Here is a 25327-nt window from a genome sequence, read left to right on the forward strand (position 1 = left end):
CGATATGGCGCGCGCCGCCCGGCCCGCCAGTGCGGGCCCCAGCCCGGCGCACGGGGCAGAATGCGCGACCGGGCGCGGCGGCTCAACCGCCCGGCTGCCCGGTGCCCGCCGGCCGATCGAACCGGGTGCGGATGAACATGCGGTTGCCGCTGGTGGCGAAGGCGTCTATGGCCCGGCGCTTGAAAGCGTTCGTCCGATAAGGTTTCGTCCGATTCAGTCCGGCGCCGCCCCGGCGGGCCGCTCGGCAGGGGAAGTGAGCGTCAGGGGCATGAACACCAGCATACCGAGCAGCGCCATCGACCGTGCCGGCCGCACCGCCAGGCGGCCAGTGCGCCGCGCCGCGGGGCTGCTGGCGGCCGCCGCGCTGCTGTCGGGCTGTTCGTCCTGGTTCGGCGGGAGCCGGACGCCCACCGTGCCGATCGGGACACCGGGCTACGTCACCGGCTTCCTGGGCGGGGCGGTCGCCGACGAACCCCGCGCCGCGTTGGTCGCGCGCGAAATCCTGTCGGCTGGCGGCACCGCCGTCGATGCTGCCATCGCCGGCGCCTTTGCCATGGGCGTCACGCTGCCGTCGCGCGCCGGCATCGGCGGTGGTGGTGCCTGCCTCGCCTACAATGTGAGGCTGCGGGAGGTCATCGCGGTTTCCTTCCCCGCCGGGTCGCGCGCCGCGTTGCCGCCCGGCACGGACCGGCCGGCGGCGCTGCCCTTGATGGCGCGCGGGTTGTTCCTGCTGCACACCCGCGGCGGGCAGTTGCGCTTCGAACAGCTGATCCGTCCGGCCGAGGACCTCGCCCGCTTCGGCACCGAGGTCTCCGCCGCCCTGGCCGAGGACCTCGCGGTCGTCGCCGCCCCGCTGCTGAACGACCCGCAGGCGCGTCGCGTCTTCGGCGCGCGTGGCGGCGGGCCGCTGCGCGGAGGGGAGCGCCTGACCCAGCTCGACCTCGGTGCGACGCTTGCTCAGATGCGTTCCGGCGGCGTCGGCGAATTGTACCAGGGCGGTTTGTCGCAACGGCTCGAGGATGCCTCGGTGACCGCCGGCGGCGGCCTGACCGCGCCCGAACTGCGTGAGGCCCGGGCCGAGGTGCAGGATGCGGTGCGCGTGCCGGTCGGCAACGACGTCGCCTTCTTCCTGCCGGCCTCGGGTGATGGCGCGGCTGGGACGGCCGCTGCTTTCCAGGCGATCCAGGGTGGCAATCCGCCGCTCGGCGGCGGCGGCATGTCTGGCGCGAGCGCCGGGCTGCTGACGATGGACCCGGCCGGCAATGCGGTCGCCTGCGCCTTTTCGATGAACAACCTGTTCGGCACGGGGCGCATCGCGGAGGGCACCGGCATCCTGCTTGCCGCCGCACCGGGGATGGGAACGGTGCCGCCGGCGCCGCTCGCCGTGACGCTGGTGACGAACCGCGAATTGCGTGGCTTCCGCATGGCCACGGCGGGCACCGGCCAGCAGGCGGCCGGCATCGCCGCGGCGACCATGCTGTCTACCGCGCTGCGCCGCCAGCCCTTCGAAAGCGGCTTCGCCGCGATCCCGGAACCCGGGCGCGGCCTGGCGCTGTCCTGCCCGGCCTATATCCCCGGCGGCAATGCGAGTTGCGTTGCCGCGGCCGATCCGCGCGGCGGCGGCGTCGCCACCGGGTCCTTCGCCCCATGAAGGTCGGCCGGGCGGGCGATGCCCCGCCCTTCCTGGTGATGGACGTGATCGCGGCGGCCAATGCGCGCGCCGCGTCGCTGCCGCCGGGCGCACCGGGGATCATCCGCATGGAGGTCGGCCAGCCCGGCACCGGCGTCCCGCGCGGCGCGGCCGAAGCGGCGATCCGCGCCCTGCAGGCCGGCAGCCCGATGGGCTACACGGAGGCCTTCGGCCTGCGATCCCTGCGCAGCCGCATCGCGCGGCACTACCGCGATCACTACGGTGCGACCGTGAGCGAGGCGCGCATCGCCGTCACCGTCGGCGCCTCGGGGGCCTTCCCGCTGGCCTTCCTCGCCGCCTTCGACCCTGGCGACCGCGTGGCCATGGCCGCGCCCTTCTACCCGCCCTACGCGAATATCCTGACCGCACTCGGCATGCAGCCGGTGCTGCTGCCCTGTGATGCGTCCACGCGCTTCCAGCCGACCATCGCGATGCTGGAAAGGATGGACCCGCGCCCGCAGGGTCTGATCGTGGCGAGCCCGTGCAACCCTGCGGGCACCATGCTGTCGCCGGCCGAATTGCAGGCCATCGCCCGCTGGTGCCATGACCATGACGTGCGGCTGATCAGCGACGAGATCTACCACGGGCTGACCTGGGGCACCGTCGCCGAGAGCACCGCGGCGGCGTTCAGCGACAGCGCGGTGGTGGTGAATTCCTTCTCGAAATACTGGTCCATGACCGGCTGGCGCATCGGCTGGCTGCTGCTGCCCGAGGACCTGGTCCGTCCGGTGGAATGCCTGGCGCAGAACATGTTCATCTCCGCCCCGCACATCGCGCAGGTGGCGGCCGAGGCCGCGATGGACTGCGTCGAGGAACTGGAGGCCAACAAGGCGGCCTATGCCCGCAGCCGTGCGGCGTTGCTGGCAGGGCTGCCCAAGGCCGGATTCACCAGCATCGCGGCGGCCGATGGCGCCTTCTACCTGTGGTGCGATGTCGGGCACCTGACCAATGACAGTGCGGCCTTCTGCGCGGAGATGCTGGAGAAGGCCGGTATCGCCGCGACCACGGGGCTGGATTTCGATCGCGACCGCGGGGCACGCTTCCTGCGCTTCTCCTATTGCGGGGCGGAGAGTGACATGGCGGCAACGCCGGGCCGGCTGGCGGGCTGGCTGGAGCGCTGACCTACAACCCCCACGCCGCATTGCTGTCAGCCGGCGCCTCGTCCCGCCGCTCATTCATCCCGTAGTCGCGGATCACGCCACCCACGCGCAGCCGAAACCCGGCGAAGACACCGCCGCGCCCCGCCGCCTGCGCGCCGCGATGCCCGGCATGGCAGCGCCAGCTGCGCACCGCCGCCTCATCCTCCCAGAACGACAGCGACAGCAGTTTCCCGGGATTGGTGATGCTGCGGAACCGCTCGACCGCGATGAACCCCGGCTGCTGCTCCAGCGCCGCGCGCATCGTCGCGGCGATGGCGAGGTAATCGTCCTCGCGCCCCGCCGCTGGTTCGACCTCGAAGATCACGGCGATCATTCCGGCCTCTCAGCAGCCATACGGTGGGATTTCAGTTCGCGCGGGAAGGCATCGGTCCGCTTCAGGATCTCCAGCTTCTTCACCGGCAGCATCTGCCAGGCGAGGTCCGCCATCACCGGCGCCACCGTCGCCGAAAGCACGTAATACTGCGGCGCATAGGCAGGAGGCGCGGCATAGAGGCCTGGCGTATCGACGGTGAAGAAGCCGATGGCGAAGACGATGCCCGTTACCTCCGCCACCTCGTATTCGCGCAGCCGGAGGTCGGCGAAATACGGGCTCGCCTCGGCGAAGGGCAGCGGTACGCGCAGTTCGCGCTCGATCGCCTGGCCGGGATCGACGCGCGTGCACAGCGGCAGGTCCGGCGCCACCAGCACGCGGTCCTGCGGCAGGGGCGCGATGAACTTGCCGAGCACGGCGATCCCGTCATCCCGCAGCACCACCACCGCGGCCTGCGGATTGGCGCGCGTGGCGCGTGTCTTCGGGTCGACGCTCGGCATCGCGTCCATGACATACAGCGGCACGGCCCCCTGGTTCTCGGCCCGGTAGGCGAAGGTGAAGGCGTCGGCGACCTTGTTCGGCCGGCAGACGAGGTGCAACGCGCCGCTCATGGTGCCGCTGTCCATCGCCGGTTCTCCACCCCGCGGCCGTCAGGGGCCGCCCAACGGCGGCGGTGGAGGAGGCGGCAGCGGGCTCGGCGAGGTGTCACCCGGCACGGTCCCTGCCCGCCCGTCGCGGTTGCGGGCCGCGTCGTCGAGCATGTCGCTGAGCTGGGCGTCGCTGGTGGGCGAGCCCGGATCGCCTTCCCGCGGCCAGTCCTTCGGATCGTAGGTGACGGTCGTGCCCGACCCCTTTCCCGTGCCGGGCAGCGGCTTGCCATCCGGTCCCTTCTGGCCGGTGGGGAAGCCGGCCGCCGCGGCATCGACCGGGTTGTCCGCCTGGGTGCTGGCGCTCGGCGGGTCGGTCGGCGTGTCGGGCTGCTTGATGATGGTGGGCTTGTCGCTGTTGATGGCGTCGTTGAGCTTCTTCTGCCCTTCCGGGGTGTCGTGCAGCTTGTCGAGGTCATTGATCACGCGGTCGGCGAAGTCCGGGTCCTCGGTCTTGATCCGCAACCCGCTGTCGCCGCCATCCTGCTTGCCGCCAACCAGCAGCGTGCCGTCGGAGCCGCGGGTGACGAAGGCGCCGAATTTGGGGTCCTTGCTGTGCTTGCGGCGCGGCCCGCCGCCGCCCTTGGGCAGTCGTGCGAGGAAGTCCGGCGGCTCACCCGGATCGGCCATCGCGGCGTCGGCAGCGTCAGTCAGCTCGATACTCGGCGCATCGGAGGGCGAACCACCTTGCTGTTCCTTGTAGATCGCCGCGTCGCAGGTGACCGAGGACGGGGTGACCACGACGCTCGATGCGCCGACCTTGATCGTGATCTTCTTCTTCGCCTGCAGGATGATCTCGTCCGCGCTGATCGCGGCGATCGTGTTCGCATAGGTCACCCAGGTGGCGCCGATATCCTGCAGCTTGTCGGTCTTGACGGTGATGTTGATGGCGCTGTCGATGTTCTCGAACTGGTCCTTGCCGACATGCAGGTCGTATTCGCCACCCGCGGTGGTGAAGATCGACCCGCCGGGCGGCGGCTTGCCTTCCTCCCGCGCGCCACCGACGAGGACATGCAGGTCGCCACGCGTGCTGTCGAAGCGGGACCCGAAGGCGGTCTGGTCCATCCTCCGCTCCGATCGGATGAGGAACTGCTCCTCCCCCTGCTTGTCGTCCAGCCGCATCATATGGAAGCCCGACTGTCCTTCCGGCTTGCGCGGCGTCGACTTGGTGCGGATGCCCGACCGCGTCGCCTGGTCGGTCTCCGTCCCCTTGAGGTCCGCCGGCACCGACAGTTGCTTCCCCTGCGCCGTGGCGGGCAGGAACGGCAGGTGGCTGGTGCCCCCGCGGGCGTTGTAGGCGCGCCCGACCACCATCGGCCGCTCCGGGTCGCCATCGATGAAGCCGACCACCACCTCCTGCCCGATGCGAGGCAGGAACTGCAGGCCGAGCCGTTCCCCGGCCCAGCCGTCGGAGACACGCACGAAGCAGGTGTTGCGTCCGGTCAGGATTGCATCCTGCCCGATCGGGTCGTTGGGGTTGTCGGGCCCGGGGTCCCAGGGGAAGCGGATGCGCACGCGGCCCAGCGCATCGGTGAAAATGTCGCGCTGCGCCGTGTCGATGCCGTCCGGCCCCACCACCATCGCCAGATGCGGCCCATAGGCGACCGGCCTGGTCGATGACGGTGTCGGCAGCACGTCGCGCAGATGCGGCGCGTCGAGCGGCAGCGCCTCGAAGGCGATCGACATGCCTTCGGGCACGGTGAGGAATTTCTCGATCAGGTCTTTCACGCCCTTGGCGGTGGCGACCAGCAGCGGGATCGCGCCGGCCGCGGCCGACCCGCCGAGGCCGAGTGCATTGCCGACGAATTCCGGCAGGCCGGAGGGGTTCTTGGCGCCCGGCTGCTTGTCCAGCCAGTTGAAGATCTCTGTGCCGCTGTCGACATCCTTCTTGATCTGGTCGAGCAGCGACTGGGCCGCCGCCGTCGCCACATCGTCCTTGTCGCCCGACCCCAGGCCGAGCAGCCCCTTGAGCATGTCGAACAGCTTCTGCCCGGTGCTGACCAGCGCGGAATGGTCGAAGGCGAAGATCGAACAGGTCTTGAGCAGGAAGGACTTGCCGGCCGCACCCTGGTCCGCGGCACCCTCGACCGCGGTGGCGTCCTTCGTGACGATGAATTTGTGGCCGGCGCGGAAGCGCGAATTCCGCGACTGCCCGACGATGCCGAAGACGCCGCCTTCGTTCTGGCGCATGCGGCGGTCGGCATGGTTGCGCGGGCCCGGCGACACGGTAGCGGGCACCGGGAAGGACTCCGCCTCATGCATCGGGTGGTCGGACATCAGGTCGTAGGCGGGCGCGATGTCCGACCGGCCCCGAAAGGGGGTAGCAGGATTGATCTCATTGAAGTTGCCGACCTTGGCCGCGCGCGTCGCGACCACGAAGGAGCGGTGAAAGCCCGTCACCACGCCCACGCCCGGATCGCCGGTGGCGACGTCCACGACCGTGGTCTGGGTGGGCGGCACCGCGCCGCGGCCGCCGACCACCATCACTTCCCGCTGCGGATTGAGGTCATGCTCGAAGCGGTAGAAGGCGCCGAAGCGGTCGAGCAGGCGGTGGACGAAGTTGAAGGTGCTCTCGCCGAACTGCACGCAGTACGGGATCACCTCCGACGCCTCCTCCCGCAATTGATTGAGGTTGAGCTCGACGTCGGGATAGGGCGCCAGCACCTCGCGCAGGATCTGTTCAAGGGTGCGCTCCTCGAAGACACGGAAGCGCGTCTCGTAGGCTGTCAGCTTGAAGGCAGGCACCAGGCGGATCGCATAGGAGCGGAAGTCGCCCATCGGGCCGGTCTCGGCGAAGGTCTCGATCAGGCCGTGCCGGAAGATGAATTCGAAATCCTCGTCGTTGCCCTCGTTGATCAGGTGCTTGATCCCGAAGCGCGCCCGCGTGCCGATCAGCTGTGCCGGGTCGGGGCGCTTGGTCTTCGGTCCGATGGCCGCGAGGTCGAAGGCGTAGGGAAAGGACAGGCCTTCCGCGCCGCGCGCCTGGATCAGGACGAAGTTGTCATCCTCGTCGTCGCCGTCGGGATTGGTCAGGGCCGTCTCGAACCGCAGGAAACGGTCCTTCTGCTTCAGCGCCATGAGCCGTCTCCGGAACCGTCAGGGAACCTGCGCTGTCTGCTGACCCGCATCGGTGACGGTGATCACGCCCGCCCAGTTGCATTGCAGCGTCGAGGTATCGTTGAGGATCGGCGTGCCGCCCAGGGTATTGCTGGGCACACCCGGCTTCCAGGGCGTCGCGGTGCAGGGAATGCAGGGCTGCGGCGTGAGCACGCCCAGCGCGGCCGAGGTGGCAGCCGCGACCTGCGGGTTGGCGACGCTCATGCACATGCCGAACGGGCGAATGTTCGTCATGGGCACATTGTCGAGGATGGTCGCGGCGGGCGTGGTGCTCCAGCCCCGCATCTGCGGCAGCACGCCCATCACCGATGGCGTGGTGCCGAAACTGCATTGAAGTATGGCGCCGTCAACAACGTGCCGCGGCATTGCCTGCTGCTCCTGGTGTGGCCGACCTTGCAGCCGGCCGCCTTGGTGGCGCCGACACCGTGGCCTGCGCCACCCATATGCGGACGATAGGCATGCCGCCATCCGTTGCGCCACCGGATTACCTCGTATTCACGACGCCGCGGCGCGATCGGGCGTGCCTCGGGCCGGCAAGCGCGCGCGATCGGCAACCAATGGTTGTTCCTGCTTCGCCGCCGGCCGAAGCATCCCGATGGGATTGCGGCTAGGATCGCCGCATGTCCGACCCCACCGCCCCCGGCCCGCTCGCCGCCACCGCCGCCCTGATGGCCGACCCCGCCCGCGCCCGCATGCTCGCCGCGCTGATGGGCGGCGATGCGCTGACCGCCGGTGAACTTGCGCGCATTGCCGGCGTGGTGCCGGCGACCGCGAGCGGCCACCTCGCCCGTCTCGCCGAAGGCGGCCTGATCGCCGTCCACGCCCAGGGTCGCCACCGCTATCATCGCCTTGCCTCCGAGGAAGTCGCCGCGGTGATCGAGACGCTGGGTGGCCTGGCCGCCCGCCTCGCCCCGCCGCGCCCGTGGAAGCACGGGGAAGCCGCGCGCGAGGCCCGTCTGTGCTGGAACCATCTGGCCGGGCGGCTCGGCGTCGCGCTGCATCAACGGCTGACCGGCAGCGGCTGGCTGACGCCCATCTCCGGCGGCTGGGCGGCCTCCGACGAAGGCCGGGCCAGGCTGTCGGCCACCGGGGTCGATCTCGACCGCGCCATGGTGGCGTCGCGCTTCGCCTGCGACTGCATGGACTGGTCCGAACGCCGCCCGCATCTGGCCGGTGGCCTGGGCCGGGAAATCGCCAGCGCCTGGCTCGACCGCGGCTGGCTGCGGCGGCTGCCCGGCACCGGGGACCGCGACGTGCTGGCGCGCCGCCGCGTGGCGATCACGCCAGCGGGCCTGCTCGGCCTGCGCGAGGGCCTCGGCCTCGCCGCCGCATGACCGGGGCAACCGGGCTGCTGGTCGCACTCGCGGCGATGACGGGGCTGAGCCAGTTCCATCGCGCGGCACTGGGGGTCATCGCGCCGGACCTGACCGCGGCACTGGCGCTCAGCCCCGCCGTGCTGGGCGCGGCCAACGGCGTGTTCTTCGGCGCGCTGCTGCTGGCGCAGGTGCCGGTCGGCATCGCGCTGGACCGCGCCGGGCCACGGCGGACGGTGGGCGCGCTGTCCGGCCTGGCGGTGGCCGGTTCCGTCTTCCAGGCCCTGGCGACCACCGGGACGACGCTGCTGGCGTCACGGTTCCTGATCGGGCTCGGCAGCGCCGCGTCCTTCATGGCCGCGGTCGTGCTGTGCGCGCGTTGGTACCGCGGGGCCGCGCTGACGCTGGCGCTGTCGCGCGTCTTCGCCCTGTCGCAGATGGGCATCCTGGCGGCCGGCGCGCCGCTTGCCGCGCTGTCGGGGCTGCTGGGGTGGCGCGGGGCGCTCGGCGCCTCGGCGCTGCTGACGGCCGGCTGCCTGCTGCTGTGGTGGCGGCTGGTGCGGGACGATCCGCCCGACCGCCCACCCGTGTACCGCAAGCCTGAAACACTGAAGGAAGCGCTGCTCGGCCAAGTCTCGATCTGGCGGCTACCGGGGCTCGCGCGGGTGCTGTCGATGCACTTGGTCGGCTATGCGGCGGCGGCGACGGTGCTGGGGCTGTGGGCAGGGCCTTACCTGGCGGATGTGCACGGTCTGGACGCGGCCGGGCGCGGTTGGGCGCTGGCGGCCATGGGGGTCGCGATGCCGGCCGGGCTGCTGGCGCTCGGTCCGCTGGAACGGCGCGTCGGCGGCCGGCGGGGCATCGTGACGGTCGCGGCGGGGCTGGCCGCGGCGGCGCTGTTCGCGCTGGCACTGTGGCCTGGCGCGCCGCTGGATGCCGCCGTCGCCCTGCTGGTGCTGCTGGTGTTGTTCTCGGCCTTTCCGGTGCTGGTGGTGGCGGAAGGCCGGTCGCTGTTCCCCGATCACCTGGTGGGGCGCGGAGCCACGACGGTGAACCTCGCGCAGGTGCTGGGGTCGGCATTGCTGCCGATGGCGATGGGGGCGGTGGTGGGGCTGTTTCCGGACGTCGGCGGGGCACGGCCGGAGGCAGCGTATCGCGCCGGGTTCGGGCTGCTGGGCACGGCGCTGGCCGGCGGGATGGCGGGGTGGGTGTTGCTGCCGCGCGGGGCGGCGAAGTGAAGGTCGGGGGAGGAACACCTCCCCCGAATCCCCCTCCGTTTCTTGGCTTTTGGAGCCGGGGGCGTGCAGCGCTATGGCAGCAGGGCCTGGGTTTCCGCCCATAGGCGCGTCGTCAGGTCTCCGGCGGGTTCCGCGGATGCCAGCCGCGCTGCCTGGCCGGCCCACATCTGCATCGCCTCGGGGTTGTTCGCCTTTTCCGCTGCCGCGCGGATCGGCGCGAACAGGCCACGCTGGATCGGGTAGGCCGCCGCCGGCGGCGCGGCACGGGTCACTGCGCTGGCGATGCCGCGCCCCAGCCGCCCGGAGAACACCCGCGTCAGCGTCGTCCCTTCCGGTTCGACCGCCGCGATCGCTGCCGCCCAGGCCGGATGGATCGCTGCCTCCGGGCAGCGCAGGAAGCCAGTGCCGATCTGCACCGCACTCGCGCCCAGCGTCAGCGCCGCGGCGATGCCCCGTGCATCGGCGATCCCGCCCGTGGCGATCACCGGCACGTCGAGCGCATCGGCGAAGCGCGGGATCAGGGCGAGGCCGCCGGTCTGCTGATGCTCTGCCGCCGCATGGTCGAAGGCACCGCGATGCCCACCCGCCTCGGCCCCCTGCGCGAGGATCGCATCCGCTCCGGCAGCGACCGCCGCCCGCGCCTCGGCCAGCGTCGTCGCCGTGGCGAACCAGGCGATGCCGCGCGCCTTCGCCGCGGCGACCACATCCTCGGGGAAGACGCCCATGATGGAGGAGATCACCGTCGGACCGACCGCCAGCATCGCCGCGCATTGCGCCGCGAAATCCGGCAGCAGCGGGCCTTCGGGGATCGACGGGCGCGGGCCGTGGCCCGACAGGTACTCCACCATCGCCTCCTCCCGCGCCGCGTCGCGCACCGGCGGCGGGTCGGGGATCCACAGATTGATCTGGAACGACCCGTTCGACGTCGCGCGGAAGGCGCGCGCCCAGTCGGCGATCCCCTCGGGCGTGGTGTTGAGTGCGCCCAGCGCGCCCATGCCCCCGGCACTGGCGACCGCGCTCGCCAAGGCCGCCGGCGTCGAACCCGCCATGGGGGCGAGCAGGATCGGCAGACGCAGCCCGAAGCGCTCGCAAAAGGCCGCCGCGCGGCCCTTGGCCGTGATACTCGTCATGCGTTGATCCTCCGTCCTGCGATTCTCCCGCACGAAGCCCCGCCCCGCAATGCGCACCCCGCCCCCGCGTCCCGACCTCGCCCTCGAAGCCGGCGCCGGCCGTGTCGCCGGGGTGGATGAGGCCGGACGCGGACCACTCGCCGGACCGGTGGTGGCCGCGGCCGTGGTGTTCCTGCGCGCCCCGCCCAGCGCGATCGCCTCGCTGATCGACGATTCGAAGAAGCTGACCGCGGCGCGCCGCGACGCCGCCTTCGCTGCGCTTCGCGGAGCGGCGCGGGATGGCCTGCTGGATCTCGGCATCGGCGCCGCCTCCGCCGCCGAGATCGGCACCCACAACATCCTGCGCGCGACGCATATCGCCATGGCGCGCGCCGTCGCGCGGCTGGGCACGCTGCCCGACCTCGCGCTGGTGGACGGCAACCAGCCGCCGCGCCTGCCCTGCCGGGTGCGCTGCGTCATCGGCGGCGATGCGCTGTCGCTGTCAATCGCCGCCGCCTCCATCCTGGCGAAAGTCGTGCGTGACCGCGCAATGACACGGCTCGACCCGCGCTGGCCCGGCTACGGCTTCGCGCGTCATGCCGGATACCCCACCGCGGCGCACCTGGCCGCGCTCGAGAGCCTCGGGCCGAGCCCTCATCACCGTCGCGGTTTCCGCCCCGTCGACCAGGCCGCCTTCCGGTTTGCTTGACCTGCCGAGTCGCACAAGCGATTCTGCGGCCTTCGCGTCGGGGGACGGGGTTTCGCAGTGGGTACGCAGATCGACACGCCGCTCGACCAGGTGCTGGTCGGGGACTGCATTGCGTGGCTGCGGCATCTGCCGCCGGCCTCGGTGCACGCCATCTTCGCAGACCCGCCATACAACCTTCAGCTGAAGGGCACGCTGCGGCGGCCCGATGACAGCCTGGTCGATGGCGTGGACGATGCCTGGGACCGCTTCGACGACCTCGGCGCCTATGACGCCTTCACGCGCGAATGGCTGACCGAATGCCGCCGCGTGCTGCGCAAGGACGGCACCATCTGGGTGATGGGCGCCTACCACAACGTCTTCCGCCTCGGCTCGGCGCTGCAGGATCTCGGCTATTGGATCCTCAACGACGTCATCTGGCGCAAGTCGAACCCGATGCCGAATTTCCGAGGCCGTCGCTTCACCAACGCGCATGAGACGCTGGTCTGGGCCTCGCGCGGGCCGGAGTCCCGCTACCGCTTCAACTACGCGGCGATGAAGTCGCTCAACGACGACCTTCAGATGCGCAGCGACTGGCTGATCCCGCTATGCACCGGCGGCGAGCGCCTGCGCGACGATGCCGGTGCCAAGTTGCACCCGACGCAGAAGCCCGAGGCGCTGCTGCATCGCGTGATCCTGTCCTGCACCGCGCCGGGCGATGTCATCCTCGATCCCTTCTTCGGATCGGGCACCACGGGGGCGGTGGCCAAGCGGCTCGGCCGCCGCTTCATCGGCATCGAGCGCGAGCAGGGCTACGCCGATGCCGCACTCGCCCGGATCGCGGCGGTCGAACCGGCGCCCGAGGATGCCGCCGCGGCCCTGCCATCCAAGAAGGAACAGCCGCGCATTCCCTTCGGCACGCTGGTCGAACGCGGGCTGGTGGCCCCCGGTGCGAAGCTGTTCGACCGCCAGAAGCGTTGGGAAGCCGTGGTCGGGGCGGACGGCACGCTGCGCTGTGGCCTTGCCACCGGGTCGATCCACAAGGTCGGCGCTGCCGTCCAGGAAGCGCCGTCGTGCAATGGCTGGCTGTTCTGGCATGTCGAAGGTCGCGACGGGCGATTGCGCGTGATCGACGAACTGCGCGAGGCGATCGCGCGCAGCGCGCCTTGACCCGCCATGCGCCGCGCCGCGCGATGCGACCCGCACCGCATGGCGCGATCCATCCCAGCGGCTTAGCCGAAAAGGCCCCCTCATGAGCGACAGAATCGCCGCCGCCGCCATCGACCCGGGGCCGGCCTTGCCCCCACCCGCCACGCCTGCCGGCCGGTCCTGGGGCCGCGCCATCCTGGCCGAGGCGCCCTACCTCCTCATGCTGATCGCCGGCTTCGCCGGCGTTGCCTTCGCTGGGGGCGCCGGGTCGCCCACGCTGCTCTACTGGCAGGTTTTGGCACCGGTCTTCGGGCTGCTTTGCATCGCCGCCGGCTGGAACGCGGCCGCCGGCCGAGGCCAGCGTGTGCGGCTGATCTGGACCCAGGCGGCGCATTGGGCCGCCTTCCTCATCGCCATGCTGATGCTGTTCCTGCCGTCCGTCCGTGGCGTGGTGAACGACAATGCGAGCGAGATCGGCCTGCTGCTGCTGCTCGGCCTCGGCACCCTGGTTGCCGGCATCCATGCCGGATCCTGGCGGATCATCGCGGTTGGCGCGGTGCTCGGCACCTCGGTGCCGGCCGTCGCGATGCTGCAGCAATCGGCGATGCTGGTCGCCGGGGGCGGGGTGTTGGTGGCGCTGGTGGGCGCCGCCTTCGTGTTCGCGCGGACGCGGGGGTAGGACACGGCGATGCGCCGCAGGCTCCATCGCCCGCGGCACCCATGACCGGCACCCAACCCACCGGACTTCCTCGATCGCAGTGGTGAGCGCGACAGGCCTATGGTGAACCATGTGTCACCGGGCTTCGGTTGCGTTGCAGCCTCGCCCCAAGGGGGAAGCCGAAGCCATGACGAGGACATCCGAGGCGAACGGGCGGCTGTGGGGCGCACGGGCGCGCGACTGGGCCGAGGTGCAGGAAGGGCAATGCGCCGCAGCCTATCATGCCGTGCTGGCGCACGCCGAGGCCGGCCCGGGCACGCGCCACCTGGATGTCGGCTGCGGCGCGGGCATGGCTGCCGCGCTGTCGGCGGCGCGTGGTGCAACCGTCAGCGGAATCGATGCCGCCGAAGCGCTGCTGGATATCGCGCGCGAACGCACGCAGGCGGGCGACTTCCGCCAGGGCGACCTCGAGGCGCTGCCCTTCGCTGACAATTCCTTCGACCTCGTCACCGGCTTCAACGCCTTCCAGTTCGCGGGCGATCCCGCGCAGGCGTTGCGCGAAGCGGGGCGGGTCACGAGGCCCGGCGGCATGATCATCGTCATGACCTGGGGCGATCCGGCCGGGATGCAGGCGGCGTCCCTCGTCGGCGCGATGAAGCCGCTGTTGCCGGCGCCGCCGCCCGGAGCGCCCGGCCCCTTCGCGCTGTCCGACGAGACGGCGCTGCGCGCCTTCGCCGCGGCGGGCGGCCTGATGCCGGGCGCCGTGTTCGACGTGGACACGCACTGGTCCTATCCCGACGAGGCAACCGGGTTGCGGGGGCTGGGCTCGGCCGGCGTTGCCGTTCGGGCCATTGAGCATTCGGGCGCGGATGCCTTCATCGCCGCCCACCGCGCCGCCCTCGCGCCGTTCCGCCAGGCTGACGGCAGCTTCCGCATCGCCGCGCGCTTTCGCTGCCTGGTCGCGACGCCCGCAGCGTAGGGAACGGCACGACCATCCCCCTCAACCGTCCCGACGCCGCATGCACGCGCCACCAGGCCGCCGGATGACCCAGGTCATCCGTTCGCAGGAGGCCCACGCCGCGTGGCGGGAGGCCACCCTTCCCGAATTGCGGGACGGCGATACCCTGGTGGGCAGCCACCTGCCGTCGGCGGATCCAGCGATGCGTCACATGGTGCCGGCGGCGGCCAACCTCGCGACACGCCTGGCCAGCGGCGACGCCAACGCCTTCAGGGCTCAGCGCTGCGCCACCAGCGCCAGCAGCACCGCCGCGGCAAGGGCTGCGATGCTGACGCGCGCCGCGGTGCCGGTGACGAAGGACAGCAACGGCAGCAGCCACGCCAGGGCGATGCCGGATTTCTCCCAGGTCCGGAAGCCGTCCCGCTTCGCCTCGGTGAGCAACCAGGCCATCGGCACCAGCAGCATCACCAGGTCATAGGACAGCACGAAAGGCGTAACGAGCGGCGCGCCGGCGGCGATGGCCGCGACTTCCGCCCGCCCGCCCGCCCGGCTGGCGCCGCAGCACCCAGGCGGCGGCCGCGACAACGCCCACCGCAACCGCTGCCTGCAGCAGCCCGGCCAAGCCACGCGGCAGGCCCAGCGTCGTCGCCATCGCCAGCACGCTCTGCATCTTCCACAACAGGCCCGGGGCCATCGCCTCCCCGGCATCGGCCAGGCGGGCGGCGAATGAGGTCCAGACCCCGGGTCCGAAGGCCAGCACCGTCGCCGCAAGTCAGGCGAGGCCGGACACCGTCGCCCAACCCAACACCGCCCAGCGCCGGGTCGCCAGCAGCACCGGCAGCACCAGCAGCCCGAGTTGCGGCTTGAAGGCCAACGAGGCCAACGCGAAGCCCGCGAGCGCCGGCCGGCGATCCATCCACAGACCGGCGGCGGCGAGCAGCGCAGTGGTCAGGAAGCCGTTCTGCCCATGCAGCAGGTTGAGCACCGCCGCCGGCGACAGCGCGGCGAGCAGCGCGACCATCGGCCGGTCGAAACCGCCCCAGCGGCGCAGCGCGGCCCAGCAGGCGGCCCCGGTGGCCGACACCCAGGCCAGCGCGCCCAGCGGCAGAGGCAGCAGCGCCAGCGGCAGCAGCACCAGCAGATAGGTGGGCGGATAGAAGAAAGCGCAGTAGCGCCCGGGCGAGCCTTGCAGCGCCGTCTGCGCGGCGGCGTGCAGGTCGCGGTTCCAGACCGACACCGCCTGCCCGCCCCAGGCCAGGGCGGAGGCGGCGTGGAAGCTGAGGTAATCGATGTCGATCGGCGGCGTATCCTCCCAGCCGAAGATGCCGGGCGCCGCGGAGGCGATCGCGGCCACCGCCGCCAGCACATAGCCGAGCCCATAGGCGCGCAGGCGTTCCGCATTCATCCAGTTGCCGTCGCGCAGCGCCCGCACCATCACGCCGCCGCCAGGTCCAGCAGGCGTCGCATGACGGATGGCAGGGCGGCGCGGGCGGCATCGGCGGATTGCCACTCGCCCTCCGGCACGGCGCGGCCTGGCAGCGCGGCGGTATAGAGAACCATCTCCAGTTCGAAATGGGTGAAGCCGTGGCGGGCGAGGCCCGGCAGCAGGCGCCACGGGGCCTCGGCGGGCGCATGGGCCAGCGCCTCGGCTTCGGGCCAGGGGCCAGTGCGCCAGGGTGTGCCGGGCACCTCCAGCATGCCGCCGAGCAGGCCATTGTCCGGCCGGCGGCGCAGCAAGATGCGGCCCCGCGCATCGGTCAGCAGGAAATGCGCACCGTGGCGCAGCGGGCGGGCCGCCTTCGGCGACTTGCGCGGCAACTCGGCGGCGATGCCGGCGCGCCGGGCGGTGCAGCGATCCTGCCAGGGGCAGAGCGCGCAGGCCGGGTTGCGGGGGGTGCAGATGGTCGCACCCAGGTCGAACAGCGCCTGGGCAAAGTCCCCGGGCCGCGCGCGCGCCGCCGGGTCGGCCATGAAGCCGGCGGCGAGCGCGGTCAGGCGCGGCTTGGCGCCCGGCAGCGGGTCCTCGATGGCGGCAAGGCGGGCGGCCACGCGCTCGACATTGCCGTCCACCGGCACCACCGGCGCATCGAAGGCGATGGCGGCGACCGCCGAGGCGGTGTACCGGCCGATGCCCGGCAGCGCCTCAAGCCCAACGGTGTCGTCGGGGAAGTCGCCGGCCGCGGCGACGGCCTTGGCACAGGCATGCAGGTTGCGCGCGCGGGCATAGTAGCCGAGGCCCGCCCATTCCTCCGCGACCTCGGCCCAATCCGCCGCCGCCAATGCCTGCACGCTGGGGAATCGGGCAAGGAAGCGGGCATAGCGCGGCCCCACCGCGGCAACGGTGGTCTGCTGCAGCATCACCTCCGACAGCCAGATGCGGTAAGGATCGCGCGCCTGACCAGGGCCGGCACGCCAAGGCAGGATACGCCGGTGCCGGTCGTACCAGGCGAGCAGGTCGGCGGCGGAGGGCAACGTGTATGGCACGGGATGTGGAGGATAAGCGGTTCCTGGGCGGACCAAGGCCGGTCGGCGCCCTGGTGCCAGCGCTCACACGCCCGGCCTTCAAGCGCAAGAGCCCTGCCGGGGCGCAGATCATGGCGGATTGGCCGGCGCTGGTCGGACCGGCGATCGCGGCCGTCACGCAGCCGCTGCGGCTGACCCAGGGGACGCTGACCCTGGCTTGTTCGGGGCCGGTGGCGATGGAGATGCAGCACCTCGCCCCGCAACTGGCGTCCCGCATCAATGCCGCGCTGGGCCGGGTGGCGGTGGAACGATTCCGATTCGTGCAGCAGGCGCCGGCCGGTGGCACGCCGCGCAAACCCCGTGAATCGCCCCCGCAACCCCTTCCCGGGAGGGTCGAATCGGCGTTGGAGGGCGTCTCCTCCCCCGAATTGCGGGATGCGCTGGCAAGATTGGCCCGCGGCGTCTATCGAACCCGCTGATCTGCCGACTCAACAGGCCTCCCCCCGGGCCCGCCCCGGCCGGATGGCCCGCACCAAGACGGGAAGCACCGATGCCCTTCGATCGCCGCGTCCTCCTGACCGGTTCCGCCGCCCTGATCTCCGCGCCCGCCCTGCCGGGCCGCGCCGTCGCGCAGACGCCGCCGCCGGCTGGCGCGGCCCCGCCCGCCGCCACCGATGCCGCGCCGCCGGCGCCCCCGGCCGCGCCGGCCGAGAATGCCCGCCTGTCGGAACGTTCGCTGGGCGCGGCCTCGGCGCCGATGGTGGTGCAGGAATTCTTCTCCCTGACCTGTTCGCATTGCGGCGCCTTCGGGCGCGAGGTGTGGCCGCAGGTGAAGCGGGAGCTGGTGCAGACCGGCAAGGTCCGCTTCGTGTGGCGCGACTTCCCGCTCGACCAGATCGCGCTGCGGGCCGCCGTTGTCGCCCGGTACTTCCCGGTCGAGGCCTATGAGCCCTTCATCGAGACGCTGTTCACCCTGCAGGACCGCTGGGCCTTCGCACGCGGCATCGACCACAAGACCGAGATCGGCAAGATCGCGACGCTGGCCGGCATGTCCCAGTCGACCTTCGACAGCGCCTGGGCGGATGACGATACGGCCCGCGGCATCCTCGCGCTGCGCCAGCAGGGCGAACGCACTTACAACGTCCAGGCGACGCCCACCTTCGTCTTCGGCACCCGCGTGGTGTCGGGTGCCATTCCCTTCGATCGTTTCGCGCAGGAAGCGGCGCGGAGCTGAGCGGGATGGATGACGGGCAGGCGAATCCCCCGGCGCCGGAGGAGGAGGATGACGGCACGCCGCGCAGCGACGCCCAGCGCCTCGCTTCCGTGCGCGCGACGCTTGCCCGCATCCGCATCGCCGGCTTCAAATCCTTCGCCGAGGCCACCACCGTCGAGGTCCGCCCCGGCCTGACCGGCATCGTCGGCCCAAATGGCTGCGGCAAGTCCAACGTGGTGGAAGCGCTGCGCTGGGCGATGGGGGAGACCTCGGCCAAGGCGATGCGCGGCGGGGAGATGGACGACGTCATCTTCGCCGGCACCGCGACCCGGGCCGGGCGCAACCTCGCGGAAGTCACCCTGTCCCTGGAGGATGCCGAGGGCCTCGCGCCGCCGCCGAACCAGGACCAGCCGGAACTCGAGATCATGCGCCGCATCAACCGCGGCGAGGGATCGGCCTTCCGGGTGAACGGCAAGGAGATCCGCGCCCGCGACGTGCAGACCATGTTCGCCGATATCGGCTCCGGCGCGCGGGCCTCGGCGATGGTCAGCCAGGGGCGGGTGTCCACGCTGATCCAGGCGAAGCCGGAGGATCGCCGCCAGGTGCTGGAGGAAGCCGCCGGCATCGCCGGGCTGCGCGCCCGCCGGCATGAAGCCGAATTGAAGCTGCGGCAGGCAGAAACGAACCTGTCGCGGGCCGAGGACCTGCTCGGGCAGTTGGACACCCAGCGCCAGGGGCTGCAGCGCCAGGCGCGCCAGGCCAACCGGTATCGCAACCTGTCCGGCTTGGTGCGGCAGGCGGAAGGGGAATGGCTGGCCATCCTCGCCGCCCGCGCCGAGACCGCAGCGCGCATTGCCAAGGCGCAGTTCGACGAGGCGCGGTCCGCCGTCCGCGCCGCCGAGGCCGAGGCCGAACGCGCCACCATCGCCGCCTTCGAGGCCGAGCAGGCCATCCCCGCCCCGCGCGCCGCCGAAGCCACCGCGCGCACCGCGCTGGAACGCCGCCGCGTCGAATCCGAAGGGCTGGAGGCGGAGGAACGCCGCGCGCGGGACGCGCTGGAGGGTGCGGAGGCGCGCCTCGCGCAGATGCGCCGCGACCTGACCCATGCCGAGGGCGTGCTGCGCGACGCCGATGTGGCGCGCGAACGCCTGACCCAGGAAGCCGAGGCGCTGCGGGCGGTCGAGACCTCCCTGCCCGGCCGGCGGCAGGCCGCCGAGGCGGCGCTCGCCGAAGCCGAGCAGGCCGCGCGCGTGGCGGAGCAGGCCGCCCATGACGCCACCGAACAGGCCGCCGAGGCCGCTGCCCGCGTTCAATCCGCCGCCGAGGCCCGCACCGCCGCCGAAGCACGGCTGAAGCGAGCCCACGAAGGCCATGGCCGCCTCGCTGCGGAACGCGATGCCGCCGCCCGTGCCCGGGTACCGCAGGAAGCGCGCACCGAGGCGGCGGGCGAAGTCGCCGCCGCCGATGCCGCGCTGGAGGGCGCCCGCGTCGCATTGGAAGACGCCGAAGCCGCCCGCGCCGCCGCCGCCGCCCGCCATGCCGAGGCACGCCGTGCGGCGTCCGAAGCCGCGAGCATCGCCCAACGCGTCGAGGCCGAACGCAACGCCGCGCAGGACCGGCTGGGCCGCATCACCGCCCAGCACGCGGCGATGCAGAAAGACCGGGACGCCGCCGCCGCCGAGCATATCCCACCGGAGGAACGCGAGGCCGCCGCCGCCGCGCTGGCCGCCGCCGAGGCCGCGGTCGAGGACGCCCGCGCGGCGCTGGAGAAGGCCGAGGCGATGCGGGCCTGGGCCGCCGCCGCCCATGCCGAGGCCGGTCGTGCGGCCACCGCCGCCGGCGGCGAGCGCGCCCGCGCCAAGGCCGAGGTTTCGGCGCTGACCGATGTGCTGTCCTCCCGCGAGCCGGGGGCGGCGGCGCCGATCCTCGATCAGGTGGGGGTGCCGGCGGGGCTGGAAGCTGCGCTGGGTGCCGCGCTGGGCGAGGCGCTGGAAAGCCCCTCGGACGAGACCTCGCCTCGGCATTGGCGCAACCTGCCGCCGCTGGATGCCGCCGCGCCGCTGCCGGATGGCGCGGTGCCGCTGTCGCGGCTGGTCGAGGCTCCGGCCGCGCTGTCGCGCGCCCTGTCGCAGATCGGGTTGCTGCCGCGCGGGGTCGATGGAGCGGCCTTGCAGGCATCGCTCAAGCCGGGTCAGTCCCTGGTGACCGAGGAAGGCGCGCTATGGCGCTGGGACGGGCACACCGCGCGCGCCGGGGCGCCGACGCCGGGCGCAGTGCGGCTGGCCCAGCGCAATGCGCTGCGCGCCGCCGAGGCTCGGCTGGACAAGGCCGAGGCCGAGGCCGCCGCCAGCGACGCCGCTCGCGCCGAGGCCGCCCGGCAGGAGGAGGAGGCGCGCCGCACCGAGGCCGCCGCCCGCGACGCCCGTGCCCGAGCCGACGGCGTCCTGGCCGAAGCGCGGCAGGCGGAGGCGGCCCTGGCTGCGCGGCATGCGCGGGCGGAGAGCCGCCTGGCGGCGATCGAACCGCAATTGGCACGCCTGGCCGCTGACCGCGCAGAGGCCGAGGCTCTGCTTGAGGCCGCCTGGCAGGCAGTGTCCGCGCTGCCGGATCTCGGCAGCCTGCGTTCGGCAGCCGAGGAAGCGAGCCGTGGCGAAGCCCGCGCGCAGGCCGCGGAACACGCCGCCCGCGAGGCGCGCCGCACTGCGGAGGCCAATGCCAAGGGCGCGCGGCAACATGAATCGACGCTCGCGGCGCGTGCGGCTGAGGCCGAGAGCCGGCTTGCCGCGCTGGAACCGCAACTGGCCCGGCTGGCGGCCGAACTGGCCGAGGCGGAGGCCGGGCATTTGGCCGCCGCTGCCGCCGAGGCGGCGCTGCCGGACCTCGACGCCATGCGCGCCGCAGTCGCTGCCGCGCGCGATGCCCTGACCGCCGCGCGCGCGGCCGAGGTGCAGGCGCGCAGCGATATCGGTGCGCTGGCCAATGAGGCCGCGCGCGTGACGGCCCGGCTCGCCGCGGTGGGCGAGGAAGCCGCGCTGTGGACGACCCGCGGGGCGGATGCCGAGGCGCGCGTGGTCGAGTTGCGCCGCCGCGGTGCGGAAGCGCAAGGCGAGCGCGATGGCCTCGCCGAGGCACCGGAGGATGCTTCCGCACGACGCCAGCAGGCCGGGCGGCTGCTGGCTGAATGCGAGGCGACCCATGCCGCCGCCGCCGCCGCGCTGACCGCTGCCGAGACGGCCCTGCGCGACACCGCCGAGGCGCGCCGCCGCGCCGACGCCGCCTTCGCCGCCGCCCGTGAGGGCCAGGTGCGCGCCGAAGGTGCCGCCGAGGCCGCCGCCACCGCCGAGGAAGCCGTCAGTGCCCGCATCGTCGAGCGGCTGGGCGAGGATGCGGAACTGCCCCCCGCGCCGGAGGAACTCTCCGACGCCGCCGAAGAGAAGGCGCGCCGCAAGGTCGAACGCCTGGCGCGCGAGCGCGAGGAGATGGGCCCGGTCAATCTGCGCGCCGAGATCGAAGTCACCGAGATCGAGGAGCGCATCGGCCAGATCACCACCGACCGCGAGGAGGTGACGGCGGCGATCGCCAAGCTGCGCGGGTCGATCGGCCATCTGAATCGTGAGGGGCGCGAACGCCTGCGCGAGGTGTTCGACCGCGTCGATACGGAGTTCCGCTCGCTGTTCTCCCGCCTGTTCGGCGGTGGGCGGGCGCATCTGGCGCTGGTGGGATCGGATGATCCGCTGGAAGCCGGGTTGGAGATCTATGCGGAGCCGCCGGGCAAGAAGCTCGCGACGCTGTCGCTGCTGTCAGGTGGCGAGCAGGCGCTGACCGCTCTGTCGCTGATCTTCGCGGTGTTCCGCTGCCAGCCCGCCCCGGTCTGCGTGCTGGACGAGGTGGATGCGCCGCTGGACGACGCCAATGTCGAGCGGCTGTGCGACCTGCTGGCAGCGATGGCCGCCGAATCCGGCACGCGCTTCCTGGTGGTGACGCACCACCCGCTGACCATGGCGCGGATGCACCGGCTGTATGGCGTGACCATGCAGGAACGCGGGGTATCGCGGCTGCTGAGCGTCGATCTGGGCCAGGCGGTGGAGATGGCCGAGGGGCCCGTCGCGGCCTGACGCTGCGCAAGGCCCGACGGCGAGCGCACGGCGCGCCCGGGCCTTCAGCCCCCGGCGCATGCGCCAGTTCAGGCTGCGACGGCAAGGCCGCCCGCGATCCGGGCAGGCACTCCGGGGGTGCACCTGCAAAGGCGTGAAAAGCCTGCGGGGACGGTTGCGGGATAACGGTTCGCTTACCGGGACGGCCCTATCCACCTGATCTTGGGTTGGGGCCTTTCCACCATGATCATCGCGCGCCGCATCCTGTTCGCCACCGCCGCCTTGCCGCATGCGGCGACGGCCACCGAGGAACCGACGCTGGAGGTGCGGGGCCTCATCGGGCCACCCACGCCACGCCGGCTGTCCCTCTCGCAACTCGACGCGATGGGGCTGTCCGACCTTGAGACCCGCACGCCCTGGACCGTGGGGCCGCAGCATTTCTCCGGCCTGCCGATGCGACTGCTGCTCCAGGCGGTCGGCGCGCAGGGCCACATGCTGCGGGGGGTTGCGCTGAACGACTATGCGGTGGACATGCCGTTGGCCGAGTTGCTCGCCAGCGACGCCTTCCTGGCCACCCATCTCGACAGCGCCCCGATCCCGGTGCGGCTGCGCGGTCCGTTCTGGATCGTCTTTCCATGGTCTCGGCGCCCGGAGCTGGAAAGCGCGATCCACCGCCAGCGGTCGATCTGGCAGTTGCACCGCATCGACATCGCCTGAGGACACCCGCATGGCGATGTCCGGCCGCTGGCCGCGCTCCACGATTCCGCTCATCGGCGCGTTTCTCGCCGCGCTGGTGTTCGTTGCCTCGCTTGCGATATCGGCGCGCCAGCTGTCGTCGCATGCCGCATTGCAGGCCGCGGAACATCGCGTCGGCGTGTGGGAAAGCAGCCAGGCGCTCCTGGAGGCTGCCCGCCTTGGCACCGAGATCGAACGGCTCGCGGCCGGGCGGCCCGGAGCGGCCCGCGCGGTGACGCTGCGCTATGAGATCCTCTGGAGCCGCCTGGTTTCCCTGCAGGAAGGCGATGGGGAACGGCATCGCTCGCCGACGCTGCTGGCGGTCCGCGCCGGATTGCCGGCCTTCTTCGAGATCCTGGCCCGGGCCGAATCGGTGGCCGCCGAGCATCTGGGCGGCGACCCAACCGCGATCAGCCGCGGGCAGGAGGCCGTCGGCACGCTCGCGCTGCGGCTTGGCGAGGCGAACCGGGCGTTGCAACACGACCAGCGGCTGGGCGCCGAGGAGGCGGCGGAGGGGCTGCGCCGCCTGCACGGCGCCTTCGCGGTCAGCCTGGTCGGGCTGATCACCAGCGCGACGGTGCTGACGGCGCTGCTCTATCTGCTGTGGCGCCGTGCCAGCGGCGCCCTGCATCATGCCGAGGCCGCCCAGGCCCGCGCCGGGCGGTCGGAGCAATTGCTGCGGGTGGTGGTGGATGCACTGCCGGTGATGGTGTCCGCCCACGACCGGCAGGGACGCTTCGTGCTGGCCAATGCGGCGCTGGCGCGGTTCCACCGCACCTCGGAGGCGGCGCTGCTGGGCCGCGGGATCACCGAGGTGACCGGCGCGGAGGAGGAAGGAGCGGACATCGCCGCCGCACTGGCCGGCGGGACGCAACTGCCCTTCCGGGAGGAGACGGCGATCGGGCCGGACGGCGCGCCGCGCACCCTGCTGATCACCGCCGCACCGGTCGCCGATCCGGGCGCGCCGGCGTCGGCCGTGGTGCGGATCGGCCTCGACATCTCGCGGCGCAAGGAAGCGGAGGAGCAGATCCGCTACATGGCGGAACACGATTCGCTCACCGGCTTGGCCAACCGGCTGCTGTTCACGCGGCGGCTGAACCATGCGCTGGTGGCGGGCGGCATGGTGGCGCTGCACCTGATCGACCTCGATGACTTCAAGGACGTCAACGACACCATGGGCCATGCGGCGGGCGATGCGCTGCTGATGGCCGCGACCAGCCGGATGCGCGCCTGCCTCAAGCCCGGCGACATGCTCGCGCGGCTGGGCGGGGATGAATTCGCCGTGGTGCAGGTAGGAATCGCCGGGGTGAAGGAGGCCGATGCCGCAGCCGCCCGGATCGTGCGCGCGCTCGGCGCGCCCTATGCGATCGACGGGGCCTCGGTTCCCGCCGGGGCTTCGGTCGGCATCGCCATCGGCCCGGGCGACGGGGTGGACGGACCGACCATGCTGCAGCGGGCCGATATCGCGCTGTATCGCGCCAAAGCCGCCGGGCGGGGCCAGGTGCGGCGGTTCTCGACCGCCATGGCGGCGGCGCTGATGGACCAGAAGCGGCTGGAATCGGATGTGCAGCAGGCGCTGGAACGCGGCGAACTGCATTTCGCCTACCAGCCGAAATTCCGCCTATCCGACCTGACCTTCAGCGGCTGCGAGGCGCTGCTGCGCTGGACCCACGGGACCCGCGGCAATATCCCGCCCGGCGTCTTCGTGCCGGCGGCCGAACGGGCCGGGCTGTCGGTTCGACTCGCGCGATACACCTTGGAGATCGCGCTGCGCCAGCAACGCGCCTGGGAGGCAGAGGGGCTCGACATTCCCGTCGCGGTGAACCTGTCGGCCCGGCACATCGTCTCGGGCCAGGCACCCGAATTGCTGCGGGACGCGCTGGCGGCCACCGGCTGCCGGGCCGACCGGATCGAGATCGAGGTGACCGAGGATGTCTTCATCCGCGATCCGGAGGCCGCGGCGGCGACGCTGGCGAAGCTGCGCGAGATCGGGGTGAAGCTCGCGCTGGATGATTTCGGCACCGGATACGCCTCGCTCGGCTACCTCCAGCAGCTGCCCTTCGACGTGATCAAGCTGGACCGGTCCTTCGTCGCCGGCCTCGGCGCGAGCACACGGACGGAGCGGATCGTCGATGCGGTGTCGCGCATCGCCCATGGGCTGGGCGCGAGGCTGGTGGCCGAGGGGGTCGAAAGCGCGGTGCAACTCGCGCGGCTGCGCGATATTGGCTGCGACGAGGGCCAGGGCTATCTGCTCGGCCGGCCGATGGCGCCCGAGGCGTTGGTGCGACTGCCGATGCCATCGGCCGCCCGGCATGACGGCGCGGAACCGACCCTGATCCCGGCCGCCTGATCGTGATAGGGTCACCTGGCTTGTGATAAGTGCTTGTTGCGCTGCGTCACATGCTTGACAGGGTGGGGGGCGAACCGTAAAGCGCCGCCTGCCTTCCGGCGGGGTTCCGCCAGGGAGCGAAGGTGAACGAGCGCGACGGTTTCGAGGAACGGTTGCGGCAGGCCAGGTCCCAAAGGGGCCTGGACAAACCGCCTGAAAAGGGCGGGGCTCTGCCGCAAAGCCCCTGGGGGTTCGGATTGCGCGCGGGGGTCGAGGTCGTCTCGGCCCTGGTTGTCGGCATCGTGATCGGCTTTCTGCTCGATCGCTGGCTGGGAACCTGGCCTTGGCTCTTCCTGGTATTCTTCGTCCTGGGCAGCGTGGCCGGGGTCCTGAACGTGTATCGCCTGTTCAATCCGCGTCCGCGCTCGCGCATGCAGTGAGAGATCGACGGGGGATCAG

Annotated in this window: 21 protein-coding genes and 1 pseudogene; 14 read left to right on the forward strand and 8 right to left on the reverse strand. The window is 72.2% G+C overall.

The window, feature by feature from the left end; translation table 11 throughout:
- Window positions 1-268: 268 nt before the first annotated feature.
- Window positions 269-1651: a gamma-glutamyltransferase gene (locus AAFN86_RS13960; RefSeq protein ID WP_347543956.1), complete on the forward strand. Its 1383-nt coding sequence runs from the start codon at window positions 269-271 to the stop codon at window positions 1649-1651.
- Window positions 1648-2811 (forward strand): aminotransferase class I/II-fold pyridoxal phosphate-dependent enzyme, encoded by a 1164-nt coding sequence (locus AAFN86_RS13965; RefSeq protein WP_347543957.1) that lies wholly within the window; start codon window positions 1648-1650, stop codon window positions 2809-2811. Before AAFN86_RS13960 ends, AAFN86_RS13965 begins: the two co-directional genes overlap by 4 nt.
- A 1-nt stretch (window position 2812) precedes the next feature.
- On the opposite strand, the gene AAFN86_RS13970 is transcribed toward AAFN86_RS13965, so the two are convergent.
- From AAFN86_RS13970 to AAFN86_RS13985, 4 genes are read right to left on the reverse strand one after another with little or no spacing between them, the layout of a single operon-like run.
- Window positions 2813-3163 carry an antibiotic biosynthesis monooxygenase gene (locus AAFN86_RS13970; RefSeq protein WP_347543958.1) on the reverse strand — a complete coding sequence of 117 codons (351 nt, stop codon included), beginning with the start codon at window positions 3161-3163 and terminating at the stop codon, window positions 2813-2815.
- Window positions 3160-3786, reverse strand: coding sequence for a hypothetical protein (locus tag AAFN86_RS13975; RefSeq protein WP_347543959.1), 627 nt, complete (start codon window positions 3784-3786; stop codon window positions 3160-3162). The genes AAFN86_RS13970 and AAFN86_RS13975 overlap by 4 nt, the downstream gene beginning before the upstream one ends.
- Before the next feature lie 24 nt (window positions 3787-3810).
- Window positions 3811-6885 (reverse strand): contractile injection system protein, VgrG/Pvc8 family, encoded by a 3075-nt coding sequence (locus tag AAFN86_RS13980; RefSeq protein WP_347543960.1) that lies wholly within the window; start codon window positions 6883-6885, stop codon window positions 3811-3813.
- Window positions 6886-6903: 18 nt separating this feature from the next.
- Window positions 6904-7290: a DUF4280 domain-containing protein gene (locus AAFN86_RS13985; protein WP_347543961.1), complete on the reverse strand. Its 387-nt coding sequence runs from the start codon at window positions 7288-7290 to the stop codon at window positions 6904-6906.
- Window positions 7291-7544: 254 nt separating this feature from the next.
- Between AAFN86_RS13985 and AAFN86_RS13990 the strand changes: the two genes are divergently transcribed.
- Entirely contained in the window at window positions 7545-8258 is a 714-nt protein-coding gene (locus AAFN86_RS13990; protein WP_347543962.1) for a helix-turn-helix transcriptional regulator, read from the forward strand.
- Window positions 8255-9475 (forward strand): MFS transporter, encoded by a 1221-nt coding sequence (locus AAFN86_RS13995; RefSeq protein ID WP_347543963.1) that lies wholly within the window; start codon window positions 8255-8257, stop codon window positions 9473-9475. The genes AAFN86_RS13990 and AAFN86_RS13995 overlap by 4 nt, the downstream gene beginning before the upstream one ends.
- Window positions 9476-9546: 71 nt before the next feature.
- Here AAFN86_RS13995 and AAFN86_RS14000 read toward each other — a convergent pair whose 3' ends face one another.
- The gene (locus AAFN86_RS14000) at window positions 9547-10605 is read right to left on the reverse strand and encodes a nitronate monooxygenase (RefSeq protein WP_347543965.1); all 1059 of its coding nucleotides are present in this window, start codon (window positions 10603-10605) and stop codon (window positions 9547-9549) included.
- A 49-nt stretch (window positions 10606-10654) separates the two neighbouring features.
- Here AAFN86_RS14000 and AAFN86_RS14005 point away from each other — a divergent pair, with 49 nt between their 5' ends.
- From AAFN86_RS14005 to AAFN86_RS14020, 4 genes are all read left to right on the forward strand, one after another.
- Window positions 10655-11293 (forward strand): ribonuclease HII, encoded by a 639-nt coding sequence (locus AAFN86_RS14005; RefSeq protein ID WP_347543966.1) that lies wholly within the window; start codon window positions 10655-10657, stop codon window positions 11291-11293.
- Between the two features lie 57 nt (window positions 11294-11350).
- Window positions 11351-12439: a site-specific DNA-methyltransferase gene (locus AAFN86_RS14010; protein ID WP_347543967.1), complete on the forward strand. Its 1089-nt coding sequence runs from the start codon at window positions 11351-11353 to the stop codon at window positions 12437-12439.
- A gap of 82 nt (window positions 12440-12521) precedes the next feature.
- On the forward strand, window positions 12522-13097 hold the full coding sequence (locus AAFN86_RS14015; RefSeq protein WP_347543968.1) for a hypothetical protein: 576 nt from the start codon (window positions 12522-12524) through the stop codon (window positions 13095-13097).
- Between the two features lie 166 nt (window positions 13098-13263).
- Window positions 13264-14055, forward strand: coding sequence for a class I SAM-dependent methyltransferase (locus tag AAFN86_RS14020; protein WP_347543969.1), 792 nt, complete (start codon window positions 13264-13266; stop codon window positions 14053-14055).
- 255 nt (window positions 14056-14310) lie between these two features.
- Here the strand turns inward: AAFN86_RS14020 and AAFN86_RS14025 are convergent, their stop codons facing one another.
- From AAFN86_RS14025 to AAFN86_RS14035, 3 genes and pseudogenes are all read right to left on the reverse strand, one after another.
- Window positions 14311-14520, reverse strand: coding sequence for a hypothetical protein (locus tag AAFN86_RS14025; protein WP_347543971.1), 210 nt, complete (start codon window positions 14518-14520; stop codon window positions 14311-14313).
- A pseudogene (locus tag AAFN86_RS14030) lies at window positions 14507-15469 on the reverse strand (glycosyltransferase family 87 protein). The gene AAFN86_RS14025 and the pseudogene AAFN86_RS14030 overlap by 14 nt, the downstream one beginning before the upstream one ends.
- Window positions 15469-16518, reverse strand: a complete 1050-nt coding sequence (locus tag AAFN86_RS14035; protein WP_347543972.1) for an A/G-specific adenine glycosylase — start codon at window positions 16516-16518, stop codon at window positions 15469-15471. Before AAFN86_RS14035 ends, AAFN86_RS14030 begins: the two are co-directional and overlap by 1 nt.
- 53 nt (window positions 16519-16571) lie before the next feature.
- Between AAFN86_RS14035 and AAFN86_RS14040 the strand changes: the two genes are divergently transcribed.
- The 6 genes from AAFN86_RS14040 (at window position 16572) to AAFN86_RS14065 (ending at window position 25308) form a co-directional block, all read left to right on the forward strand.
- Window positions 16572-16976 (forward strand): DUF721 domain-containing protein, encoded by a 405-nt coding sequence (locus AAFN86_RS14040; RefSeq protein ID WP_347543973.1) that lies wholly within the window; start codon window positions 16572-16574, stop codon window positions 16974-16976.
- Window positions 16977-17047: 71 nt separating this feature from the next.
- The gene (locus tag AAFN86_RS14045; RefSeq protein WP_347543974.1) at window positions 17048-17731 is read left to right on the forward strand and encodes a thioredoxin domain-containing protein; all 684 of its coding nucleotides are present in this window, start codon (window positions 17048-17050) and stop codon (window positions 17729-17731) included.
- Between the two features lie 5 nt (window positions 17732-17736).
- Window positions 17737-21825 carry an AAA family ATPase gene (locus AAFN86_RS14050; protein ID WP_347543975.1) on the forward strand — a complete coding sequence of 1363 codons (4089 nt, stop codon included), beginning with the start codon at window positions 17737-17739 and terminating at the stop codon, window positions 21823-21825.
- Window positions 21826-22047: 222 nt separating this feature from the next.
- Entirely contained in the window at window positions 22048-22521 is a 474-nt protein-coding gene (locus tag AAFN86_RS14055; protein WP_347543976.1) for a hypothetical protein, read from the forward strand.
- Between the two features lie 10 nt (window positions 22522-22531).
- Entirely contained in the window at window positions 22532-24889 is a 2358-nt protein-coding gene (locus AAFN86_RS14060; protein ID WP_347543977.1) for an EAL domain-containing protein, read from the forward strand.
- Window positions 24890-25011: 122 nt separating this feature from the next.
- Window positions 25012-25308, forward strand: a complete 297-nt coding sequence (locus AAFN86_RS14065; RefSeq protein ID WP_347543978.1) for an AtpZ/AtpI family protein — start codon at window positions 25012-25014, stop codon at window positions 25306-25308.
- Window positions 25309-25327 lie beyond the last annotated feature (19 nt).

This window comes from Roseomonas sp. CAU 1739 (genome assembly GCF_039839775.1).
In the GTDB taxonomy this organism is placed as follows: domain Bacteria; phylum Pseudomonadota; class Alphaproteobacteria; order Acetobacterales; family Acetobacteraceae; genus Neoroseomonas.